We start from the raw sequence: 19,108 nt of genomic DNA on the forward strand, positions 1-19,108 counted from the left end.
CCGTTGGCCGCCTTGCGCGATGTCAGCGGTATTGGCCTTCGCGGTATCTACGAGCTCTTCAAAGCCACGGCCATGGAAGTGCGGAACAGGTTCCGCACTTCCATGGCCGTGGCTTTGAAGAGCTCGTAGATACCGCGAAGGCCAATACCGCTGACATCGCGCAAGGCGGCCAACGGTGTATCGACCTGACCGCCGCCCCAGGTCGACGCCCAGGTATCGGCACGCGAGAAGGTCAGGCGTACCAGTTCGCTTTGCTGACGCAGGGTCAACTGATCGAACTGCGCCCCCAGAAGCCCATCACGACTGAACACGATGATGGCCGGAAACACACTCAGTTGTTGATTACGGAACAGCGAGATCTGCACGCGCTCGCCCTGGGGAACGCTGACGCCCTCCGGCAATCGGAAGCCCAGGCCTTTTTGCGAAAAGTCCTGGGTCACGCCTTGCAGGGTGGTGCCGTCGGCGCGGGTCAGGCGCATCGGCAAGGCCGCCGCCACGCGCGGTTCGGAACGGACCTGACGGGTTTCGCTGGCCACCGCCACCGAGGCGCTGGTGATGATGATGTTGTAGACCGTCCACGCCAGGTTGATCAGGATCGTGGTCATGGCGCCTTCAGCACCTTCCGTCAGCCGCACCACGCCGTAGATCAGGCCGGCGATGTTCAATGTCAGCAGGATGATGTAGGGGCGGGCCAGTTTCCATTCAAAGTATTTCTTGTCGATGACCCCGCCCTTGTCGGTCACGTTGAAGCCACCGAACTTGGGATTGACCAGCGCCATCAGCACCGGACCCATGATGTACCAGGCCAGCACCGTCTCGTAGACCTCGTTCCAGAACGAGTGGCGGAACCGCCCCTGGATGCTGGAGTTGGTCAAACTGGCGTGGAGGATGTGCGGCAACACGTAGGCGGTAATCATCAACGCCGAGGCGTGGAAAATCTGCGCATCGAAAAACAGGAACGCCAGGGGCGCGGTGAGAAACGCCAGGCGTGGCAAGCCGTAGAAAAAGTGCAGCATGGCGTTCAAGTAACACAGACGCTGCCCCAGTTTCAGCCCCTTGCCGAACAACGGATTATCGGTGCGGAAAATCTGCGCCATCCCCCGCGCCCAGCGAATCCGTTGGCTGATGTGCCGCGACAGGCTTTCCGTCGCCAGGCCAGCCGCCTGCGGTATGGCCAGGTACGCGGTGTTGTAGCCTGCGCGGTTCAGCTTGAGCGCGGTGTGGGCATCTTCGGTCACGGTCTCGACGGCCACGCCACCGATTTCCAGCAGCGGCTCGCGGCGGATAACCGCGCAGGAACCGCAGAAGAAGGTCGCATTCCACAAGTCGTTGCCGTCTTGCACCAGCCCGTAGAACAGCTCGCCTTCGTTCGGCACGGAGCGGAAGGTATTGAGGTTTTTCTCGAAAGGGTCGGGGGAGAAAAAGAAGTGCGGCGTTTGCAACATCGCCAGCTTCGGGTCCTTGAGGAACCAGCCGATGCACACCTGCAGGAAAGAACGCGTCGGCACGTGGTCGGCGTCAAAAATAGTCACGTACTCGCCACTGGTGACCTTGAGCGCTTCGTTCAGGTTGCCGGCCTTGGCATGGCGGTTGTTGTCACGAACGATGTAGCCCACGCCAATCTGCTCGCAGAACTCGCGAAAGTCTTCACGGCGACCGTCATCCAGCACATGCACGCGCAACTTGTCCTGAGGCCAGTCGATGGCCTGGGCAGCGAAGATCGTGACTTTTACGATATCGAGGGTTTCGTTGTACGAAGGGATGAACACATCGACCGTTGGCCATTCGCTCGGCGGGCTGCTCATCAGCACCGGTTTGCGGCGCAAAGGCCAGGCGGTTTGCAGGTAACCGAACACCAGCACGATCAATGCGTACAACTCGGCCATGACCAGGCCGTAGCCGAACAGCATGTCGACCCAACCCTCGAACCCAAGCGTCGAGGTGAGTCGCCAGTACATGTAGCGCAGGGACGCGGTGAGTGACAGCCCGATCAGTATCAGCACCGTCAGGCGTCCGGGAATCTTGCGCAGAACCATGGCGGCTATAAAGCAGCCGAGGGCGAAAATGCACTGCGAATACAACTCGAAGGGCACGGTAATGATGAACAGCGCCAACAGGCCGCACAGCAGCGTCACGCCCAGCGTCAGCGCTCGACGCAGTGCCTTTGGCAGGTTGTCCAGGCGATCGGAGACCGCTTGTGCCCAACGTTGCGAACGCGTCAGGGTGACCGTGTCTTGAACCGGGGTGTTAATCACGAGGCGAATGACTCTGCAACATCCATTGATTTCAACTGCGCCTTGAGCTTGTCACTCAGCATCAGCATGTCTTGGCAGGCCGGGGACGACTCTGCTTCCAACAGCGGGTTTTGACCGTAAGCCAACGCCTCGCCGACGGCATGATCCAGCGCCACGACACCCAGCAGGTGTGAGCCCAGGCGACGCTTGAGCACTTCGTGCATGTCCCGGCAGAACACCCGGGAGCTGTCGAACTGGCTGATCACGTAATTGCACTGCGGCGCCTGACCGTGGGCCATGCACTCGTCCAGCAAGCGCTCCATCGGGTCCAGCGTGACGAAACACGCCGCATCGGCCGTGACGATAACCAGCACTTGATCGGCCACCGTCAAAGCCTGATCCAGGTACGTCGTGCGACCTGGCGGCGTATCGAGAATCACCACATCGTTTTCACTCAGGTCCATGCTCGCCAGTTGGCGTGCCAGCCAATAACGATCGTGATCCATGTAACGTTCCAGCGTCCGACGCTCGTCTTCAGTCACCGAGCCGTATGGCAGCAGCAATGAATCTGCGGAGCCGGCCAACAGCAGTGAATTCCAGTTTTCACCCTTGAGACTGGCACTGGCCATGCCCGCCACATCCGGCTCGGCACACAAGTGGTATTGCAGGGCGTTTTGCGGATCGAGATCGATGGCCAGTGTCTGACCGCCTTCTAATCGCAACGCGGTGGTCAGCGCCGAGGCCAGCGTACTTTTGCCAACGCCACCCTTGGTCGATATCAGCGCAATAACGTGGGCCTTGGTTTTTGCCGGACGCCCGAGGGGCAGTACCCGGCGCAGCGCCTCATCGTTGCGTGCTTGCGCTTCGGCCTGACGCGCAGCCGCTACTTCAGCCAGCAAATGGCGAAGCGGGGCTCCCGGTTGCGAGATCTTGACGGGGGGCAATTCAGCTTCGTTATTGACTGCAGAAACCGTCAGCGAAGGTTCGTTGACCTGAATCGCTGGCTGAACGGCTTCGACGACAGCCACGGGCTCGGGTGTCGTCGGCACGAGTGCCAACGGCTTTTCCTTGTAGTCGAAATCGCTACCGAACTCGAGATAACTTTCCGCACTTGCTCCGAACCTGTTGAACAGGTTCGATATATCGTCCGTACGATTCATAAAAAGATTATCCGGGCCGCTGGCAAAAGAGGGAGCACGTAGCTCCAGAATTCATCGAAGCGCGCCATCAAAATGATATCGTCAATATTTTGAATGCCGCAAGTGTAATATTCGAACGCGATTAAAAAAACCTTTTTTATCGCCATATTTTTGACGACTGACGCTAGTTTAAATTTGGCGCGCCATTCTCGCAACTGCTACCGATTGCGCTGCAAGCGTCTAAATACGGGGCCTCAGTCGGCGGCGCGCGATTATCCAGCAAGCACCGTTGGGGCGCATATGATTTGCGCCAGATGGCAGCCCGGTGGATGAACGGCTATCTGCAAATAGCACAAAATACCGAAGCAATTAGCGGACCATATGAACTACGGCCATGTAAGCCATAGTTCATGACTTATACATATTGATTTAAATCAATATCTTAGTTGTACATAAACGCCCGTCTTTCAGGCAGCCACCGTTGCGCGAACACCATTAGCCAAATTAACAGCGCCTGATATGTAAGGCGTGCCCTTTACTGGCGCGACGTTGACTATGCTGCTGAAAGCATGACGCGGGTTCATTTCAGAGGGATGTTCAATGTTCTACGTGCAACGCAATGCGCAAGGCCAACTGATGCGCGTGGAAGCCGAGGCCTACGCCGACTCCACCGAAACGCTGCCGGCCGACCATCCGGACGTCCGGGACTGGTTCGCCAGCGAAAAACTGGCCACCAACCTGAAACTGCTCAAGCAGAGCGACCCGGAAATGATCCGGGTACTCGACGACTTGATCCAGGTACTGATCGATAAAGGCGTGATCCGCGTCACCGATTTGCCGGCCCCCGCACAAGCCAAGCTCATGGACCGGACCCAGGCCCGTGAGGCACTGGGTGGGTTGAGTCATTTGGTTGATGAGGATGAGGATCGGTTGATCTGACCCCGCGCTTTTTGGTGTCAGGTCTGACGCCATCGCGGGCAAGCCCGCTCCCACAGTTAATGGGTGGTCGCGGAATGTGCGTACACCATAAATCCCTGTGGGAGCGGGCTTGCCCGCGATGGCGCCCTCACAGACGAAACAACTTCAGAGCTCTACTCCCAGGGCTTCGGCTCCCCAAACAACCGCCCCTGGACCCCATACACCCCCATCTCGCGTATCACCGACAACTCCCCTTCGGTCTCGACCCGCTCGGCAATCAACGGCAGATCGATGCTATGGGCCGCCCGCTGAATCGCCTCGATGAAGAGGCGCTTGTCGCTCTCCTGATCAATCGCCCGGATGTAACTGCCGTCGATCTTCAGATACGCCAACCCAAGCCGCGCCAGGTTGCCGATCATGCTGAAGCGCCCGCCAAAATGCTGCAGGCTCAGGGAGAACCCGACTTCGCGCAAACGTCGTGTCAGCTCTTCCAGCACCGCTTGTTCCGGCAGTTGCTCTTCGCCGATTTCCAGGGTCAGCCGCGGCCCCAGATTGGAATTCGAGCGCAGAATCTCGAAGACTTTATTCAGCGTTTGCGGGTCCGCCAGCGTCGCCGACGACAGGTTCAGCGCCAGTGACTCTTCGTGGTCGGCCATCTGCTCCAGCACTGACTCCAACATCAAGCGATCCAGCCGCGCGGTCCAGCCAAAACGCTCGAGCCACGGCAGGAAACGCCCGGCGGGGATGCTCTGGCCCTGGTCGTCGATCAAGCGCGAAAGCACTTTGTAATGCAGCACCAACTGCGTGTCCCGGCTGGCCACCACCGGCTGGAAATACAACTGAAAACGCCGCTGACTCAACGCCTGATCGAGCAAGGTGTGCCAGGCATGATGATCATCGCCAACACTGTCCGCCGCACTGTGATCCAGGCAGACCCAATTCGAATCGCCCTGGCCTTCGGCCTGCGCCAAGGCTTGATCCGCCAAGCCGAGGACCGCTTGCGGCGAGTCGCCATGAATAAACGGCGCCAGGCCGATCGCAGCGACCGACGCCACGTCGGTGGCACCTGTTGCATGCAGGCTGGTCAAGGCACTGTCGAGGTTCTGCGCCAGATGCAGCGCTTCTTCACGCACCAGCCCCGGCGCCAGCACGGCGAATTCGCCGCCACGAATCCGCGTGACGAGGTTCAGCGTTTCCGGGTACTTGGCGCACTCGCGGGACAGTTGTTCGCCGACTGCGATCAGCAGTTCATCGGTGTGTTGACCGCCCAAGCGCTGGTTCAAACCGGCCAGATCCTTGACCCGCAACAGCAGCAGGTAACCCGAACTGGCCTGCTCCGGATTGCTCACACGCGCGTTCAATTGCATCTCGAAATAACGGCGGTTGGCCAACCCGGTCAAACTGTCCTGATAGGACTCGACCCGCAGTTTTTCACTGCGCTCGGCCTGCTCCTGAAACAGCGCCTTGAGCTTTTCGACCATCTGGTTCATCGCCTGCACCACGCGGCGCAACTCAGGCGTGCGCGGCAGGTCTGGCAAGCTGAGGAATTCGCGGCGGGCGATGGCGTGGGACTGCTGGACCATGTAGTCCAGCGGTTTCAATTGCCGGCGCAGCAACAGCGCGCCCAGCACCGCGCTCACCGCGCCACAGATCAGCAACCAAGCCAGGCTGCCCAACGCACTCTGCCAAAGCTTGGCCAACGCGAACATCGGGTGGCTGACGACTTCGACCCGTGCGGCCTGCTCCCAGCCACGGCTGACAAGCGCATCGCCGCCAGCCGGTTCGAGGCCGATCAGTTTGACGAACCAGTCCGGCACGTTACTCACCGCTGGAATACCGCTGCGCTCAACGATCGTCTTGTCGTTGGCCAGATCGACTACGCGGATGCTCGCGTAATAACCGCTGTCGAAAATCGAGCTGACCAGCAACTCGACCATCGCCGGATCATCGATGTTCGGCGTGAGGGACAGTGCCAACGCCGTCGCGGCGTCCTGGGCATGGGAGCGCAACTGGTTGACATACTGGGTGCGCGAGCTCTCCAGGCTGACCATGAAGCTGCCGGTAAAGGCGACCACCAGGAACAGACAGATTGCGATCAACAGCTGTTTGAACAAAGACATCTGGGCGCGTACTCCTAGTGGGTCGTCTCGACCGGGAATCCTTCGGCCTGCATTTTTTTCAACACTTCCTGCCAACGGGACAGGCGTTTGGTGTCGCCGACTTTTTTGTTGCCCTGCGCGCCCGGTAACCACAAACCTTCGGCATTAAAAGAGTAGACCGGTAATAAATCGGTTCGTTGGCTGGCGGGTTTTATTGCATCGATCAAGCTGTCGAGGACCAATGGCATGGCGTCGGGGCTTGAGTAGTAGGTCAGCACCATGTGCGCGCGATTCAGGCGCAAAGCCTTTACGTAGGTGATGCGCAGCTTGTCGCTGGACACACCGAGATGGCGCAGGCTGAAATACTTGGCGATCGCGAAGTCCTCGCAGTCACCGGCGCCTTTCCACAAGGCTTCAATCGGGGTTTCCCAATAATCAACCTCGTGCCAAAGATCGATGTCCTCTGCGTAACGCACTTGCTTGTTGAAGAATTGGTTGACCACGTTGAGCTGTTCCAGCTCGCTGACCTGCTTTTGCGTGGCCAGTAAATGCTGCCAGGCATCGATGCGTTGCTGCCCTTCGCCCAACGGCCCGTATAATGCCTGCGCCCGACGGCTGATCAGGGAGAAATCCCAGTCGGCCTGCAAACCGCCCAGCATGACACCGGCCAGCAGCAACGCGCAGCCTAACCAGCGCAACGTCCGAGGGATTGCGAAACGTACCGCCAATGCATGGCATCCAGGGTGGGCAGGTGGAAGTCGGTTGATCGTGGAGCTTAGCCCGGTAAAAGACAATGGCACGGTGAGATCACCGAGGCGGGCTAAACTTTGTATGGCAGGTGTCATAAAAACTACGCGAACGCGCCGGACTGCGATTTTTTGTCGGTTTGACAACCTGTCGGGCAGTGCCTAGTGTCATCTTGGATCCAAATTTATTTCAATCAAACAGGGTGCGTTGTTGTGACACAGAAGCCCAATCCTCTGAACAGCATTAAGGTCAACGGGCCCATTCCCGCTCATCTGGCACGCTCGGTGATTGAAGAAACCCTGCGTTCGGCCATTCTCGACGGGCGTATTCCCTGCGGTACAGCCCTGCGTCAGCAAGATTTGGCCGACCTGTTCGGTGTCAGCCGCATGCCAGTACGCGAAGCCTTGCGCCAGCTCGAAGCGCAGGCACTGCTCAACGTGGTCGCTCACAAAGGAGCGGTGGTCGCACCGCTGGTCCAGGGCGACGCCGCTGAAACCTACGCGCTGCGGATCCTGCTCGAATCCGAAGCGCTGCGCCTGTCGATTCCTTTGCTTGAGACGGCGGATATCGAAGCGGCTGCCCGCTACATCGACGAACTGGAAACAGAACAAAACTACACCGAGATCGGCCGGCTCAATCGCCTGTTCCACATGTCGCTGTATTGCAAGGCACCGAACCAGCGGTTGTTGAGGCTGGTTGAAGACGGTTTGAACGAGGAGGAGCGCTTCCTGCGTTTCAACCTGGAAGCCATGGGCCTGGGCAAGCTGTCTCAGGAAGATCACCGGGCACTGTTACAGGCCGCGCAAGACCGCGACGTCGAACGCTCGGTGAAGCTGCTCGAAAACCACCTCAATCGAGGCGTCGAGGTCATCACGCGCTACCTCAATAGCCCTGAAAGCCAAAGCAAAAAAACCTCGACGTAAAACCCATCGGTTAATCGTGATACCTGTGGCCAGCGCCCGCGCCACGGGTTCTGCGCCTCGCTGATAGCCGAACCATCCGCTTACATTTCCCCTCCTCTGTGTCCTGCCCCGAACCCCACACTTCGGCGATAGCGGCTGCCTTGAATTACGCTCACTCTTTGGGTTGCCAACGAATAATGAACGGGTGACGCGCCGCCTGAGCGGCGCAGTCTCCGCATCAAGGACCTACGGAAGGAGTCTTGCCACGGGAAAGGAAGAATCGGCGTTGCTCCCGGCCAACTTCCCCTCAAATCACGTCAACGATCCCTATTTGAAAGTTGCTTCGAGTGAGGCATTCACTCTTTATTAAAATTCTGACTTATATAAATCGGAAGGAGCAACTACGCCCCAATAAAACCTTATAAAAAAGTTTTATTGGAACTTGTCATGCTCGAGAAAGTTAAACTTTTAAATAGCGCAAATATAACTTGATCGACACTTGGTTAGTGCATTAGCTTTTCTCCAGCGCCACCCGAAACCGGCGGCCAAGGCGTCACATTGAACTTGAAAACAACTAACGCAGATCAATTCGCTTGAGGCGCCCGTTCGCCAACAGAAAACTTCAACCCGCAGTCACTGATTGATCGCACCTCATTCCCAATCAACTTATAGGTTCACTCATGACATCGACTAAAGACCATCTTGATCAGAAGAAATCACAACTGGGTTCGCACCCGATCTTCTCCGAAATACATTCGTTGTCGGTACTGCAACGCTTCATGGAGTCCCATGTATTTGCGGTGTGGGATTTCATGTCGTTGACCAAGCGCCTGCAACAGGAACTGACGTGCGTTCAGTTGCCCTGGCTGCCGCCGACAGATCCGCAAGCGGCGCGGCTGATCAACGAGATCGTGCTCGGAGAGGAATCCGATGACCGCCCGGCCCAGGGTCACTACAGCCATTTCGAGTTGTACCTGGATGCGATGCGCGAAGTCGGTGCCAGCACGGTCGCCGTCGAACGCTTCGTGGCGTTGCAAAAAGAAGGCGTGAGCTACGACGTGGCGTTGCAGAGTGTGGACGTCGACCCGGCGGCCGCGCAGTTCGTGCGTCAGACCTTGCACACCGCGCTGCATGCACCGGGTCACAGCGTTGCGGCGGCGTTCCTGCATGGCCGTGAAAGCGTCATCCCGCAGATGTTCCAGCGCATTCTCGACGATTGGGGCATCGGCATCGAACAGGCGCCGCCCTTCCGTTACTACCTCGAGCGACACATCGAAGTCGACGCCGAAGCCCACGGCCCGGCCGCAGAAAAACTCCTCGCCCGGCTGATCGACGGCGATCCGCAACGCGAAGAAGACGTCTACGCCAGCGCCATTGCGGCCGTGGAAAGTCGCATCGCCCTGGGGGACGGCCTGCGCCTGAGCATGAGCGAACCTGTCGCGGAGATGAACGCATGAACGCCGCCGACTACCAATCCTTCGCCGACGCCTGGGAGAGCCGCGCAACCATCCGCACCCGACCTCGCCGCGTGGTGGAGAACGACGACAAGCTGATCTATCCCTTGAACCGTCAGCCGCTGGTGCTGAGCGAAACCTTCCTGCGTGAATGCCCGGAACAACGCGACTTCGCCCTGGTGCAGACGCTCTACAAATTCATCAACGACGTGGTGATTTTCGAAACCGAGATCGTCGACAAGACCGCTCGCAGCATCGCCAAGAACCGCTTCGCCATGGCCTTCCCATTCGCCTGCCGTTACGACGCGATGACGGTGGTGGTGGACGAGGATTACCACGCGTTGGTGGCGATGGATTTCATGCAGCAGACCGTCGCCATGACCGGCATCACGCCCATTGAACTGCCGGATGAAATCGAATTGAGCCGGGCGATTCCGGCGGCCGTGGCACTCGCACCGGACCACCTGAAAGGCGCCATGGAATTGATCTGCGTGGCCATCGCCGAAAACACCGTGACCGGTGATGTGGCGGCGTTCGCCAAGGACGATACGGTCAAGCATTCAATCAAGGGCCTGATGGCCGATCACTTGCTGGACGAGGGCCGTCACTCCGGATTCTGGTCGCGGATGGTGCGCATCTACTGGCACACCGCGAGCGAAGACGACCGCCAGTGCATCGCGCAGATCCTGCCGGTGTTCATCGGCCATTACCTGACCAACGACCTTCAGAAATCGTTCGACTGCCGCCTGATCGAATCCTTGCAGATCAGCGATACGGCGCGGCGTGCACTCAAGCGCGAAGTGTCGGGGCTGGCCTTTCCGATCAATCGCCATCACCCGCTGGTTGCCAACATCGTGCGGTTTTTCCGCAGCAGCTCGCTGCTCGATTCACCGTGCGTGCAAAGCGCCTTGCGCGATTACCTGATTTGACGAGGAGCACATCATGAGACGTCTCGACATTCTGCTCATCGGACAAAGCCAGGCCCTGGCCGACCTGGCGCAGGAACTCGAACAACACGGTCATTCCCTGGCGCGGCTGACGGCCGTCGATAGGCAACCGCTTGGCCAGTTTGATTTGCTGATCGACGACGCCAGCCTGGCGTTTCGCGATGTCGGCACTGCACCGAGGCTGTCATTGCAGCTGAGTATCAGACGGCCGGGCGCTGGCGGCCTGCCGTCGCTGGACCTGCTGTGCACGCACGGTTCGACGCTGCTCACTCGCCTGCCGATTGCCGACGAATCTTCGGGCAACGGCCAGGCACTGCGTCTGCGCGCGGTGGCGGAACTGGTGGATCACGTGGCGCTGCTGGTCAGTCGCTACTCCCGGGATGCCGAGTATTTTTTGCTCGCCGAACACGCGGCTCCGGCTCACTTCGAACGTGTGGAAAATCTACGATTTCTAGAGAGCCTGGCTTTCATCCATCAGCTCAATTCGACCGCTGAACCCCGGCTGTTGCAACTCGCGCAGATTCCGATGATCGAGCGGCTTGAACAGCGCTTCATCCAGCACGCCGAACGGCCGGCACTGAACGTCGCCGGTACGTCTCTCAGCTATCGCCAACTGCACGCCTACAGTCGCGCCATTAGCCAGCGTTTGCAGCCACTGCTCGATCAACATCAAGGCTCGGTGGTGGTCGGCATTTGCCTGCCGAAATGCGCGGCGTTGTATGCGGGGATTCTGGCGATTCTCGGCAGCGGTGCGGTGTATCTACCGCTGGAGCCGAGTCATCCGTTGCAGCGTCAGCACTACATTCTGTCGAACGCTAGCGCGGTGTTGTTGCTGCATGACGGGCAGCATCCGCTGGCTTTGGAAATGCCGGGGCTGGATATCACGGACATCGACTTCGACGACGTGAATCTCGATCAACCGTTAATGCGCCAACGCCCCGATCTCAACGCGCCGTGCATGGCGCTGTACACCTCGGGCACCACCGGTCATCCCAAAGGTGTATTGCTCAGCCACGCCAACCTCGCGCACTTCACCGCGTGGTACGCCGACTATGTGCAGCTGACCGAGCAGAGCCGGGTATTGCAGTTTTCGTCGTTGAGTTTCGACTCGTCGCTGATCGATATTTTCCCGACCCTGCTGCAGGGTGCCGAGCTGATCGTGCCCAGCGATGATCAACGTCGCGATCCGCTGCAACTGGTGGAATTGATCCGACACCAGCGGTTGAGCCACGCATTTTTGCCGCCGGCATTGTTGAGTATCCTGCCGCTGGATCAGTTGCAGTGTCTTGATCACGTCATGACCGGCGGCGACGTCTGCGAACCCTGGGTCATCGAGCAGCTCACCCGTCAGGGCAACCTCTACAACCTCTACGGCCCGACCGAAGCCACGGTGCTGGTCACCGCGCGGCAACTGCGCGCTGGCGACAGTAATCGCACCCTCGGCGCGCCGATCGCCAACAGCCAGGTGCTGATTCTCGATGAGGATTTTCAACCAGTGGCCGAGCAGGCTGTCGGCGAGTTGTATATCGTCGGGCCGGGCGTATGCCTGGGTTACCTGAACAACCCGCAGCAGACCGCCGAACGCTATCTGACCCTGAAGTTGCCGAGCGGCCAGCGCCTGCGCGCCTACCGTACCGGCGACATGGCGAAGTGGACCGCCGAGGGTATCGAGCTGTGCGGACGGCGCGACAATCAGGTGAAGATTCGCGGCTTCCGCGTTGAGCCGGAAGAGATCGAGCGTTGCCTGCGCGACAGTCAGTTGTACCGTCAGGTCGCGGTGGTCATCGACAGTCAGCGGCGGATTCTGGCGTTTCTCACCCAACCTCAGGAGGATCAACCCGGCGCCGCTCGCGAAGCGCTGAAAGCCCACTCGACGCAGTTCCTGCCGGACTACATGCAGCCCATTGCCTGGACCGAACTGACGGGCATGCCGTACGCCAGCAACGGCAAGGTCGATCGCAAAGCGCTGCTGGCGCTGCCCGTCAGCGTTAGCGAAAACACGTTTCGGCGCTTACCCGCCAGTGCTGATGAAGCGCTGCTACAGGAGATCTGGGCCGAGCTGCTGGAGCTGCCAGCCAGCGACATTTCCACCGATGAAAGCTTCTTCAATCTGGGCGGCCACTCGATCCTGCTGTCGCGCATGCTCCTGCGTTTGCGTGAGGAGTTCGGTCGCAGCATCTCGATCAACCGCTTCATCGAACTGCCCACCATCACGAAGTTGGCAACGCTGGTGCGTGGGTCCGGTATTGAAGAAGTGCTGAGCGAGCAGGCCATGGCCGATGCCTTCCGCGAGCTGGATGTGCAGCCATTGCCGGTCAGCCGCATGGGCGATGTGCACAAGGTGATCGTCACCGGCGCCAACAGTTTTGTCGGTGTGCATATCGTCGAGGCGTTGTTGGCCTGGGGCGCCAGCGAAGTCGCTTGTCTGGTACGCGATGGCGGCGGGCAATCAGCGGCGGAGCGTTTTGCTCACGCCTTGCGAGAGAACCGTCTGGAGCATCTGGACTTGAGCCGGGTGCGGGTTTATGCGGCGGACATTACGCGTCCTCGACTGGGTCTGACTTCGCAGGTTTATGAACGACTGGACCGAGAGTTTGGCGCACTGGTGCACAACGCCGCCAACGTCAACCACGTCCTCGACTACGAGTCGTTGGCAGGGGACAACGTCGAGCCGATTTTCGAATGCCTGCGACTGTGCGAAGGGCGCAGCAAAAAGATCTTCAACTTTGTCTCGACGCTCTCGGCTTCCAGCACGATCTCCGCCGAGGGCCGGGTGCTTGAACTGCCCGCCGCGCAGACCCCGCCGATCTACATCAAGAACGGCTACAACCTCTCCAAATGGGTCGGCGAGCGGATCCTCGAACGCGCGCGTGAGCGTGGTGTGCGGGTCAATCTATATCGCCCCGGGAACATCAGTTTCAATAGCCTCACGGGCGTCTGCCAACCGCACAAGAATCGATTGATGTTAATGCTCAAAGGCTCGATTCAGCTCGGCCAGGTGCCGGAGTTCGCACTGAATTTCGACCTGATGCCGGTGGACTTTCTGGCCCGCTTCATCGCCTTCCATGCCAGCCGCTATCAGCCTGAAAAAGCCGTGTTCAACCTGCACAACCCCGAGCCCTTGAGCTGGGACGACTACGTCGCGTCATTTCGCGAATCCGGGCGGGAATTTTCCATGGTCAGCGTCGCCGACTGGCAGCAGCAACTGGGTCGGGTCGACAGCGGCAACGCGCTGTTCGGCGTGCTCGGTTTCTACCTCAACGGCTTCGAGGAAGACATCGGCGACATCTCGATGATCGGCCACGACAACGCCCTGGCCGGCGTCCGGCAGATGGGCGCGCACTACCCGGAAAAATCCCCGGCGTTGCTGCGTCGCGGCTGCGACTACCTCAAAGAAATCAATTTCATCTGAATCACTCAACCGGAGCAAAACCATGAAAACCCTGCAACCCGATACCCTGATCAACAACCCTCAAGGCTGCCACGTTGTGTCTTTGGTGGACGTGCCGGCCGAGGCCGCGCAGGTCTGGGCAGTGGTCGGCAACTTTGCCGGCTTCGATCAATTCATTCCGGCGCTGTCGCACATCGAGATGACCGGCGAAGGCGTTTCGTCCCTGCGCAAGAAATTCTTCAAGGATGGCAACGTGGTGGTCGAGCAACTCAACTCTCGCGACGACCAGGCACTGAACATGACCTGGACCACGATTTACAACACCTTGGGCGTGGCCAATTTGTGGGCGGCGATGAGTGTTGAGCCGCTGGGGGGGGGTAAGTCACGAGCGACCTGGACCATCATTGCCGAACCTGCTCAGGGCGGTGCGGAAGCCCTGCCGGGTTTCAAGGATTTTGTTCAGGGCTTTGCTGATGATGCGATGAACAATGTGCTGAAGCTGTTCGCGTAAGGCTCTGGTTTGACGGTGACGGGTGCACCGCTTTCGCTAGCAGGCTCGCTCCCACAGTGGTTCTCAGTCGCGCACAAATGTTGTGATCACTGAAGATTCAATGTGGGAGCGAGCCTGCTCGCGAAGAACGATAACGCGGTCTAACAGGCGTTCAGCCTCAGCAGCAGTTGCAAATTCCACATTCCTTGATGACAATGCGACTAATTATCATTTGTGACGTTCGGGCTGTTGCGTTCATGTCCTCTCCTGAGTTTGCAGTACAGGCGCTTTACAGTAACCATCACGGTTGGCTCAACACGTGGCTGCGCGCACGGCTGGGTAATGCCGCCGATGCGGCCGACCTGGCGCAGGACACCTTTGTTCGTTTGCTGCAACGAACCGAACGCCTGGAACTCAAGGCGCCGCGCGCGTTTTTGCGCACCATCGCTCGCGGCCTGGTGATCGACCACTGGCGCCGAGAAGAAATCGAACGCGCCTACCTCGAAACCATCGCCCATTTACCCGAAGCCGAAACCCCGAGTGCCGAAGCCCGGGCGCTGGTGCTTGAACTGCTGGAAAGCGTCGCCCGCATGCTTGAAGGTCTGAAACCGAAAGTGCGTCAGGCGTTTCTGTTGGCACAGTGCGAAGGCTTCACTCACAAACAGATCGCCGCGCAGCTGGGCTTGTCCCTGCGTTCGGTGGAACGCTATGTGGCCGACGCGTTGTATCACTGCTATTTGCTGCGGTATCAAACGTAATGCCTGTGGATAACTCGTCGCTGAATCGGTGCGGTGAGCCGCATCAGCAGGTGGTCAAGCAGGCCATCAACTGGTTGCTGCGCCTGCGTAACAACTCGGCCAACCCAAGGCTGCGACAGCAATGCGACGTCTGGCGGGCCGAACATCATGAACATGAATTGGCCTGGCAACGGGTGCAGTCGCTGCAAGCCGAGTTGAGCAGCAACCTGCGGGCGGTATCGGGTGCGCGGGTGGCGTTCGATACACTAGAAAACAGCGCCCAGGGGCTGGGCCGACGTCAGGCATTGAAACTGCTATCCGGCGCACTGCTGATGGGGTCGGCGGCATGGCTGGGCAAGGATGCAGTCGGCTGGCAACAGTGGACCGCCGACTTCGCCACCGCCACTGGCGAACGGCGTGGCTTCCAGTTGCCGGATGGCACGCGACTGGAGCTCAACACCGCCAGCGCGGTGGATCTGGATTACACCGCGCAACAGCGACTGATCAAACTGACGCGTGGCGAGATCATCGTGACGTGTGGCGGAATCGATGAAGGATCTTCGTTTGATCGACCATTGCGCGTGCAAAGTCGCCACGGTGTGTATGAAGGAATCGGGGCTCGTTTCATTCTGCGTCAGGACGCTGACTGCACACGGCTCAGTGTCACCAGCGGCATCGTCGCACTTCATTCGCCGCTGGCCGCCGACGGTGTGCCGGTTCGGGTAGAAGCCGGGCAGAGTTACTTGATCGATCACAACCAGGCGCGGTTGGCACCGCCGTTGGACATGGATGCCGGCGCCTGGGTCGACGGCCTGATTGTCACCCGCGACATGCGCCTGAAGGATTTCCTCAGAGAAGTCGCACGCTACCGGCACGGCTATCTGACGTGCTCGGCGGACATTGCCGACTTGCGACTGTCCGGTGTTTTCCGCCTCGAAAACACCGACAAGCTGTTGGCCCTCCTCCCGCAAACCCTGCCGGTGCAGTTGCGCTATCGCACGCGGTGGTGGGTGTCGCTAGAGCGCCAGGCCTGAATTATTTTTGGCGGGTTTTCCGAGCAAGACCGGCTTAGTCAGTAAGCACTTCAACTCTGACTTCAGCGACTTCCTACGGAAACCTACAATGATTGTGCGCATCACCAGTAAGAACCCGCTTCATTTCACTGCGCAATCAAGCGTCCTGCGCCATGCCGTACGCGCCGCGCTGTTGTCGACTGCGCTGGGTGCCGGCCTCTTGCCGACATTGGGCGTAGCGGCAGGTAGTGAGGTCAGCAGTCACCGTTACAACATTGGTGCCGGTCCGTTGAGCGATGCGCTCAATCAGTTCGCACGTCAGGCGGGCATCACGCTGTCGATGACACCTTCGCAAACTGAAAGTCTTCAGTCACCCGGCGTACAGGGCGACTATTCGGTGGATCAGGCACTGATTCATTTGCTCAGTGGTTCCGGTCTGCAGGCCGTGAACCAGGACGGCGGCAGCTATGTGCTGCGTCCTGTCGCTGAAACAGAAGCGCTGGCGCTGCCCGCCACGGACATCAAAGGCTTTGCCTTGGGTAACGCGTTAGGCAGCATGGCCGGCTACAACGCGACTCACAGTCAGATCGCCACCAAAACAAGCACTGCGCTACTGGAAACCTCGCAAAGTGTCTCGGTGGTGACCCGTGAGCAAATGGACGATCAGGGCTCGCAAACCGTCGCCCAGGCCATGCGTTACACCCCCGGCGTGCTGACCAACCCTTACGGCGCGACTCACCGCTATGACTATGTGGCAATGCGTGGTTTCAACGACGGCTCGGTGGATAACATCTACCTCGATGGACTCAAGTCCATGGGCGACAGCGGCACCTATAGCACCATGCAGGTGGACCCGTATTTCCTGGAGCGTGTCGATATCCTCAAAGGGCCATCGTCAGTGCTCTACGGCCGCAGTTCACCCGGCGGCCTGGTGGCGCTGACCAGCAAGAAGCCGCTGTACGAGCCCTATCATCAGATACAAGCCACGGTGGGCAATCAGGGCCAACGCGGCTTGGGCTTCGACTTCAGTGGGCCTGTGGATGACGACAAACGCATTGCCTATCGCCTGACAGGCTTGGCGGATCAGTCCGACACACAGTTTGATCACAACAAGGAAAAACGCTTCGCCCTCGCGCCGACGGTCAGCATCGACTTCACCGAAGATACTTCGCTGACTCTGCAGGCTTATCTGCAAAACGATCCGGAGGGTGGTTATCACGCTGGCGTACCCGCCGATGGCTCTCTGCATCAGCGCAATGGCAACCGGATCGCTACCCACTTCTTCGAAGGCGAGCCCGGCATTGATGGTTTTCAACGCGATCAGCAGTCCTTCGGCTATCAGTTCGAGCACCGCTTCAACGACGTCTTCACCGCGCGGCAGAACTTCCGTTATCTCGACTCCAAAGTGAAGCTCGATCAGGTCTACGCTTATGGCTGGACTACTCCCACCAGTAATGAGCTGAATCGTTATTACACTGGTGGTGACGAGAAACTCCACGCCTTTATCGTCGATAACATGCTGCAAGCGGAGTTCTTCACCGGCGCGACCAAGCACACCGTGTTGATAGGTGCAGATTATCAACGCCGCAAGACTGTGGTCGACTGGGCTAGCGGTGGTCTTGCGCCGATCGACGCGTTCAACCCGGTGTATGGAAATTCGGCGATCGACTACTACAGCCCGACCAGCTATCTGCGTCGTCTGGAGCAAACCGGTGTTTACCTGCAGGACCTGATCGAGATGGACAAGTGGCGCTTCTCCCTCGGCCTGCGCCAGGACTGGGTTGAAACATCCGATGAGAATCGCCTGGCTGAGACAGGACGCCCGGCGGGCACTGAAATCAGTGACAAACGCACCAAGCTGACCGGTCGTGCCGGGGCGCTGTACTTGTTCGAAAACGGCATTGCGCCGTATATCAGCTACTCCGAGTCGTTCAACCCGAACTCCTACTCGGACAGTGCCGGTAATCCCCTGGCACCTACCGATGGCACACAGTGGGAAGTGGGCCTGAAGTATCAACTACCGGGCACCGACAACTTATTCACAGCGTCGCTGTTCCGCATCGACCAGGAGAACCTGGCGACTAAACTGCCGCAGGAAAACTTCTATCGCGCCGTAGGTGCTGTCCGCTCCCAGGGCCTGGAACTGGAAGCGCATATGCAGTTCACCGATAACTTCAAAGTGCTCGGTAGTTACACCTTCACCGACATTGATTACTCGAAGTCGATGATCAGCACCTTGAGCTCGGACACCAACGTGATCGAGAACAAGGGCAACTCGCCAACCCAGGCTCCACGGCACATGGCGTCGATCTGGGCTGACTACAAGTTCGACAGCGCAGCGCTCGATGGCTTGCGCGTGGGCGGTGGTGTGCGCTATGTCGGCTATAGCTGGGCCGATGCGGAAAACACTATGAAGGTGCCGTCCTACACGCTGTTTGACGCTTCGGTCGGCTATGACTTGGGCAAAGTTGGGTTGAAGGGCGTGGACCTGCGACTGAATGCGAACAACCTGACCAATGAATCCTATGTGGCCTCCTGTGCCAGCCTGAACTTCTGCTACATGGGCGAGGAGCGCAATGTATCCGCGACGGTGAGTTACCAGTTCTAATCTCGCGTTATTGCTAAAAAGCCGGTCCCTGAATTCAGGGGCCGGCTTTTTTGTGTCTGCGGTTTTTGGGTAGCTAAAACGACAAAACCCCTGTCTGCGTTAGCAGACAGGGGTTTCGGAATTCGATCTTGACGATGACCTACTCTCACATGGGGAAACCCCACACTACCATCGGCGATGCATCGTTTCACTGCTGAGTTCGGGATGGGATCAGGTGGTTCCAATGCTCTATGGTCGTCAAGAAATTCTGTGACCAGCCCGTTACGACAGTAACGTGCCAGCAAAAAACGGTGACTTCTACTAAAACAAAACCCCTACCTGCATTCGCAGATAGGGGTTTCGGAATTTAATCTTGACGATGACCTACTCTCACATGGGGAAACCCCACACTACCATCGGCGATGCATCGTTTCACTGCTGAGTTCGGGA

At 58.8% G+C, this 19,108-nt stretch carries 13 protein-coding genes and 2 rRNA genes; 9 read left to right on the plus strand and 6 right to left on the minus strand.

The annotated features are described in order from the left end of the window. Positions 1 to 47 precede the first annotated feature (47 nt). Both bcsA and bcsQ read right to left on the minus strand, forming a co-directional pair. Positions 48 to 2,255, minus strand: coding sequence for a UDP-forming cellulose synthase catalytic subunit (gene bcsA, locus AEQ67_RS31370; protein WP_152974941.1), 2,208 nt, complete (start codon positions 2,253 to 2,255; stop codon positions 48 to 50). Next, the gene (bcsQ, locus tag AEQ67_RS31375) at positions 2,252 to 3,394 is read right to left on the minus strand and encodes a cellulose biosynthesis protein BcsQ (RefSeq protein ID WP_059407625.1); all 1,143 of its coding nucleotides are present in this window, start codon (positions 3,392 to 3,394) and stop codon (positions 2,252 to 2,254) included. The genes bcsA and bcsQ overlap by 4 nt, the downstream gene beginning before the upstream one ends. A gap of 579 nt (positions 3,395 to 3,973) precedes the next feature. Here bcsQ and AEQ67_RS31380 point away from each other — a divergent pair. Next, on the plus strand, positions 3,974 to 4,312 hold the full coding sequence (locus AEQ67_RS31380) for a hypothetical protein (protein ID WP_059407626.1): 339 nt from the start codon (positions 3,974 to 3,976) through the stop codon (positions 4,310 to 4,312). A 152-nt stretch (positions 4,313 to 4,464) separates the two neighbouring features. On the opposite strand, the gene lapD is transcribed toward AEQ67_RS31380, so the two are convergent. Together lapD and lapG are read right to left on the minus strand one after the other, a co-directional pair. Further along, positions 4,465 to 6,411: a cyclic di-GMP receptor LapD gene (gene lapD, locus AEQ67_RS31385; RefSeq protein ID WP_059407627.1), complete on the minus strand. Its 1,947-nt coding sequence runs from the start codon at positions 6,409 to 6,411 to the stop codon at positions 4,465 to 4,467. A gap of 14 nt (positions 6,412 to 6,425) precedes the next feature. Further along, positions 6,426 to 7,118 (minus strand): cysteine protease LapG, encoded by a 693-nt coding sequence (gene lapG, locus AEQ67_RS31390; protein ID WP_059407628.1) that lies wholly within the window; start codon positions 7,116 to 7,118, stop codon positions 6,426 to 6,428. A 231-nt stretch (positions 7,119 to 7,349) separates the two neighbouring features. Between lapG and AEQ67_RS31395 the strand changes: the two genes are divergently transcribed. The 8 genes from AEQ67_RS31395 to AEQ67_RS31430 all read left to right on the plus strand — a co-directional run bounded on the left by AEQ67_RS31395 (position 7,350) and on the right by AEQ67_RS31430 (position 18,679). Next, entirely contained in the window at positions 7,350 to 8,060 is a 711-nt protein-coding gene (locus tag AEQ67_RS31395) for a GntR family transcriptional regulator (RefSeq protein WP_059407629.1), read from the plus strand. Between the two features lie 659 nt (positions 8,061 to 8,719). Continuing rightward, on the plus strand, positions 8,720 to 9,496 hold the full coding sequence (locus AEQ67_RS31400) for a DUF3050 domain-containing protein (protein WP_059407630.1): 777 nt from the start codon (positions 8,720 to 8,722) through the stop codon (positions 9,494 to 9,496). Next, positions 9,493 to 10,422: a diiron oxygenase gene (locus AEQ67_RS31405; protein ID WP_059407631.1), complete on the plus strand. Its 930-nt coding sequence runs from the start codon at positions 9,493 to 9,495 to the stop codon at positions 10,420 to 10,422. Before AEQ67_RS31400 ends, AEQ67_RS31405 begins: the two co-directional genes overlap by 4 nt. Before the next feature lie 13 nt (positions 10,423 to 10,435). Next, positions 10,436 to 13,852, plus strand: coding sequence for a non-ribosomal peptide synthetase (locus AEQ67_RS31410; RefSeq protein ID WP_059407632.1), 3,417 nt, complete (start codon positions 10,436 to 10,438; stop codon positions 13,850 to 13,852). 22 nt (positions 13,853 to 13,874) lie between these two features. Continuing rightward, complete coding sequence (locus AEQ67_RS31415; protein ID WP_059407633.1) at positions 13,875 to 14,342, plus strand: SRPBCC family protein; 468 nt, start codon at positions 13,875 to 13,877, stop codon at positions 14,340 to 14,342. 236 nt (positions 14,343 to 14,578) lie between these two features. After that, on the plus strand, positions 14,579 to 15,079 hold the full coding sequence (locus AEQ67_RS31420; protein ID WP_059407634.1) for a sigma-70 family RNA polymerase sigma factor: 501 nt from the start codon (positions 14,579 to 14,581) through the stop codon (positions 15,077 to 15,079). Then, entirely contained in the window at positions 15,079 to 16,092 is a 1,014-nt protein-coding gene (locus AEQ67_RS31425) for a FecR domain-containing protein (RefSeq protein ID WP_059407635.1), read from the plus strand. The genes AEQ67_RS31420 and AEQ67_RS31425 overlap by 1 nt, the downstream gene beginning before the upstream one ends. Positions 16,093 to 16,180: 88 nt before the next feature. Then, entirely contained in the window at positions 16,181 to 18,679 is a 2,499-nt protein-coding gene (locus AEQ67_RS31430) for a TonB-dependent siderophore receptor (protein WP_059407636.1), read from the plus strand. Positions 18,680 to 18,805: 126 nt separating this feature from the next. On the opposite strand, the gene rrf (AEQ67_RS31435) is transcribed toward AEQ67_RS31430, so the two are convergent. Next, a 5S ribosomal RNA gene (gene rrf, locus AEQ67_RS31435) occupies positions 18,806 to 18,921 on the minus strand. Positions 18,922 to 19,029: 108 nt separating this feature from the next. After that, positions 19,030 to 19,108: ribosomal RNA gene (gene rrf / locus AEQ67_RS36910) — 5S ribosomal RNA — on the minus strand; the annotation flags it as partial.

The organism is Pseudomonas sp. RIT-PI-q (assembly GCF_001297125.1).
Taxonomy (GTDB): Bacteria; Pseudomonadota; Gammaproteobacteria; order Pseudomonadales; family Pseudomonadaceae; genus Aquipseudomonas.

What these genes read in the sequence shown, in the direction of transcription:
- lapD (WP_059407627.1), bottom strand. Translation starts at nt 6,411, where the DNA reads ATGTCTTTGTTCAAACAGCTGTTGATCGCAATCTGTCTGTTCCTGGTG.
- AEQ67_RS31430 (WP_059407636.1), top strand. Translation starts at nt 16,181, where the DNA reads ATGATTGTGCGCATCACCAGTAAGAACCCGCTTCATTTCACTGCGCAA.
- AEQ67_RS31425 (WP_059407635.1), top strand. Translation starts at nt 15,079, where the DNA reads ATGCCTGTGGATAACTCGTCGCTGAATCGGTGCGGTGAGCCGCATCAG.
- AEQ67_RS31405 (WP_059407631.1), top strand. Translation starts at nt 9,493, where the DNA reads ATGAACGCCGCCGACTACCAATCCTTCGCCGACGCCTGGGAGAGCCGC.
- AEQ67_RS31400 (WP_059407630.1), top strand. Translation starts at nt 8,720, where the DNA reads ATGACATCGACTAAAGACCATCTTGATCAGAAGAAATCACAACTGGGT.
- bcsQ (WP_059407625.1), bottom strand. Translation starts at nt 3,394, where the DNA reads ATGAATCGTACGGACGATATATCGAACCTGTTCAACAGGTTCGGAGCA.
- AEQ67_RS31410 (WP_059407632.1), top strand. Translation starts at nt 10,436, where the DNA reads ATGAGACGTCTCGACATTCTGCTCATCGGACAAAGCCAGGCCCTGGCC.
- AEQ67_RS31420 (WP_059407634.1), top strand. Translation starts at nt 14,579, where the DNA reads ATGTCCTCTCCTGAGTTTGCAGTACAGGCGCTTTACAGTAACCATCAC.
- AEQ67_RS31380 (WP_059407626.1), top strand. Translation starts at nt 3,974, where the DNA reads ATGTTCTACGTGCAACGCAATGCGCAAGGCCAACTGATGCGCGTGGAA.
- AEQ67_RS31415 (WP_059407633.1), top strand. Translation starts at nt 13,875, where the DNA reads ATGAAAACCCTGCAACCCGATACCCTGATCAACAACCCTCAAGGCTGC.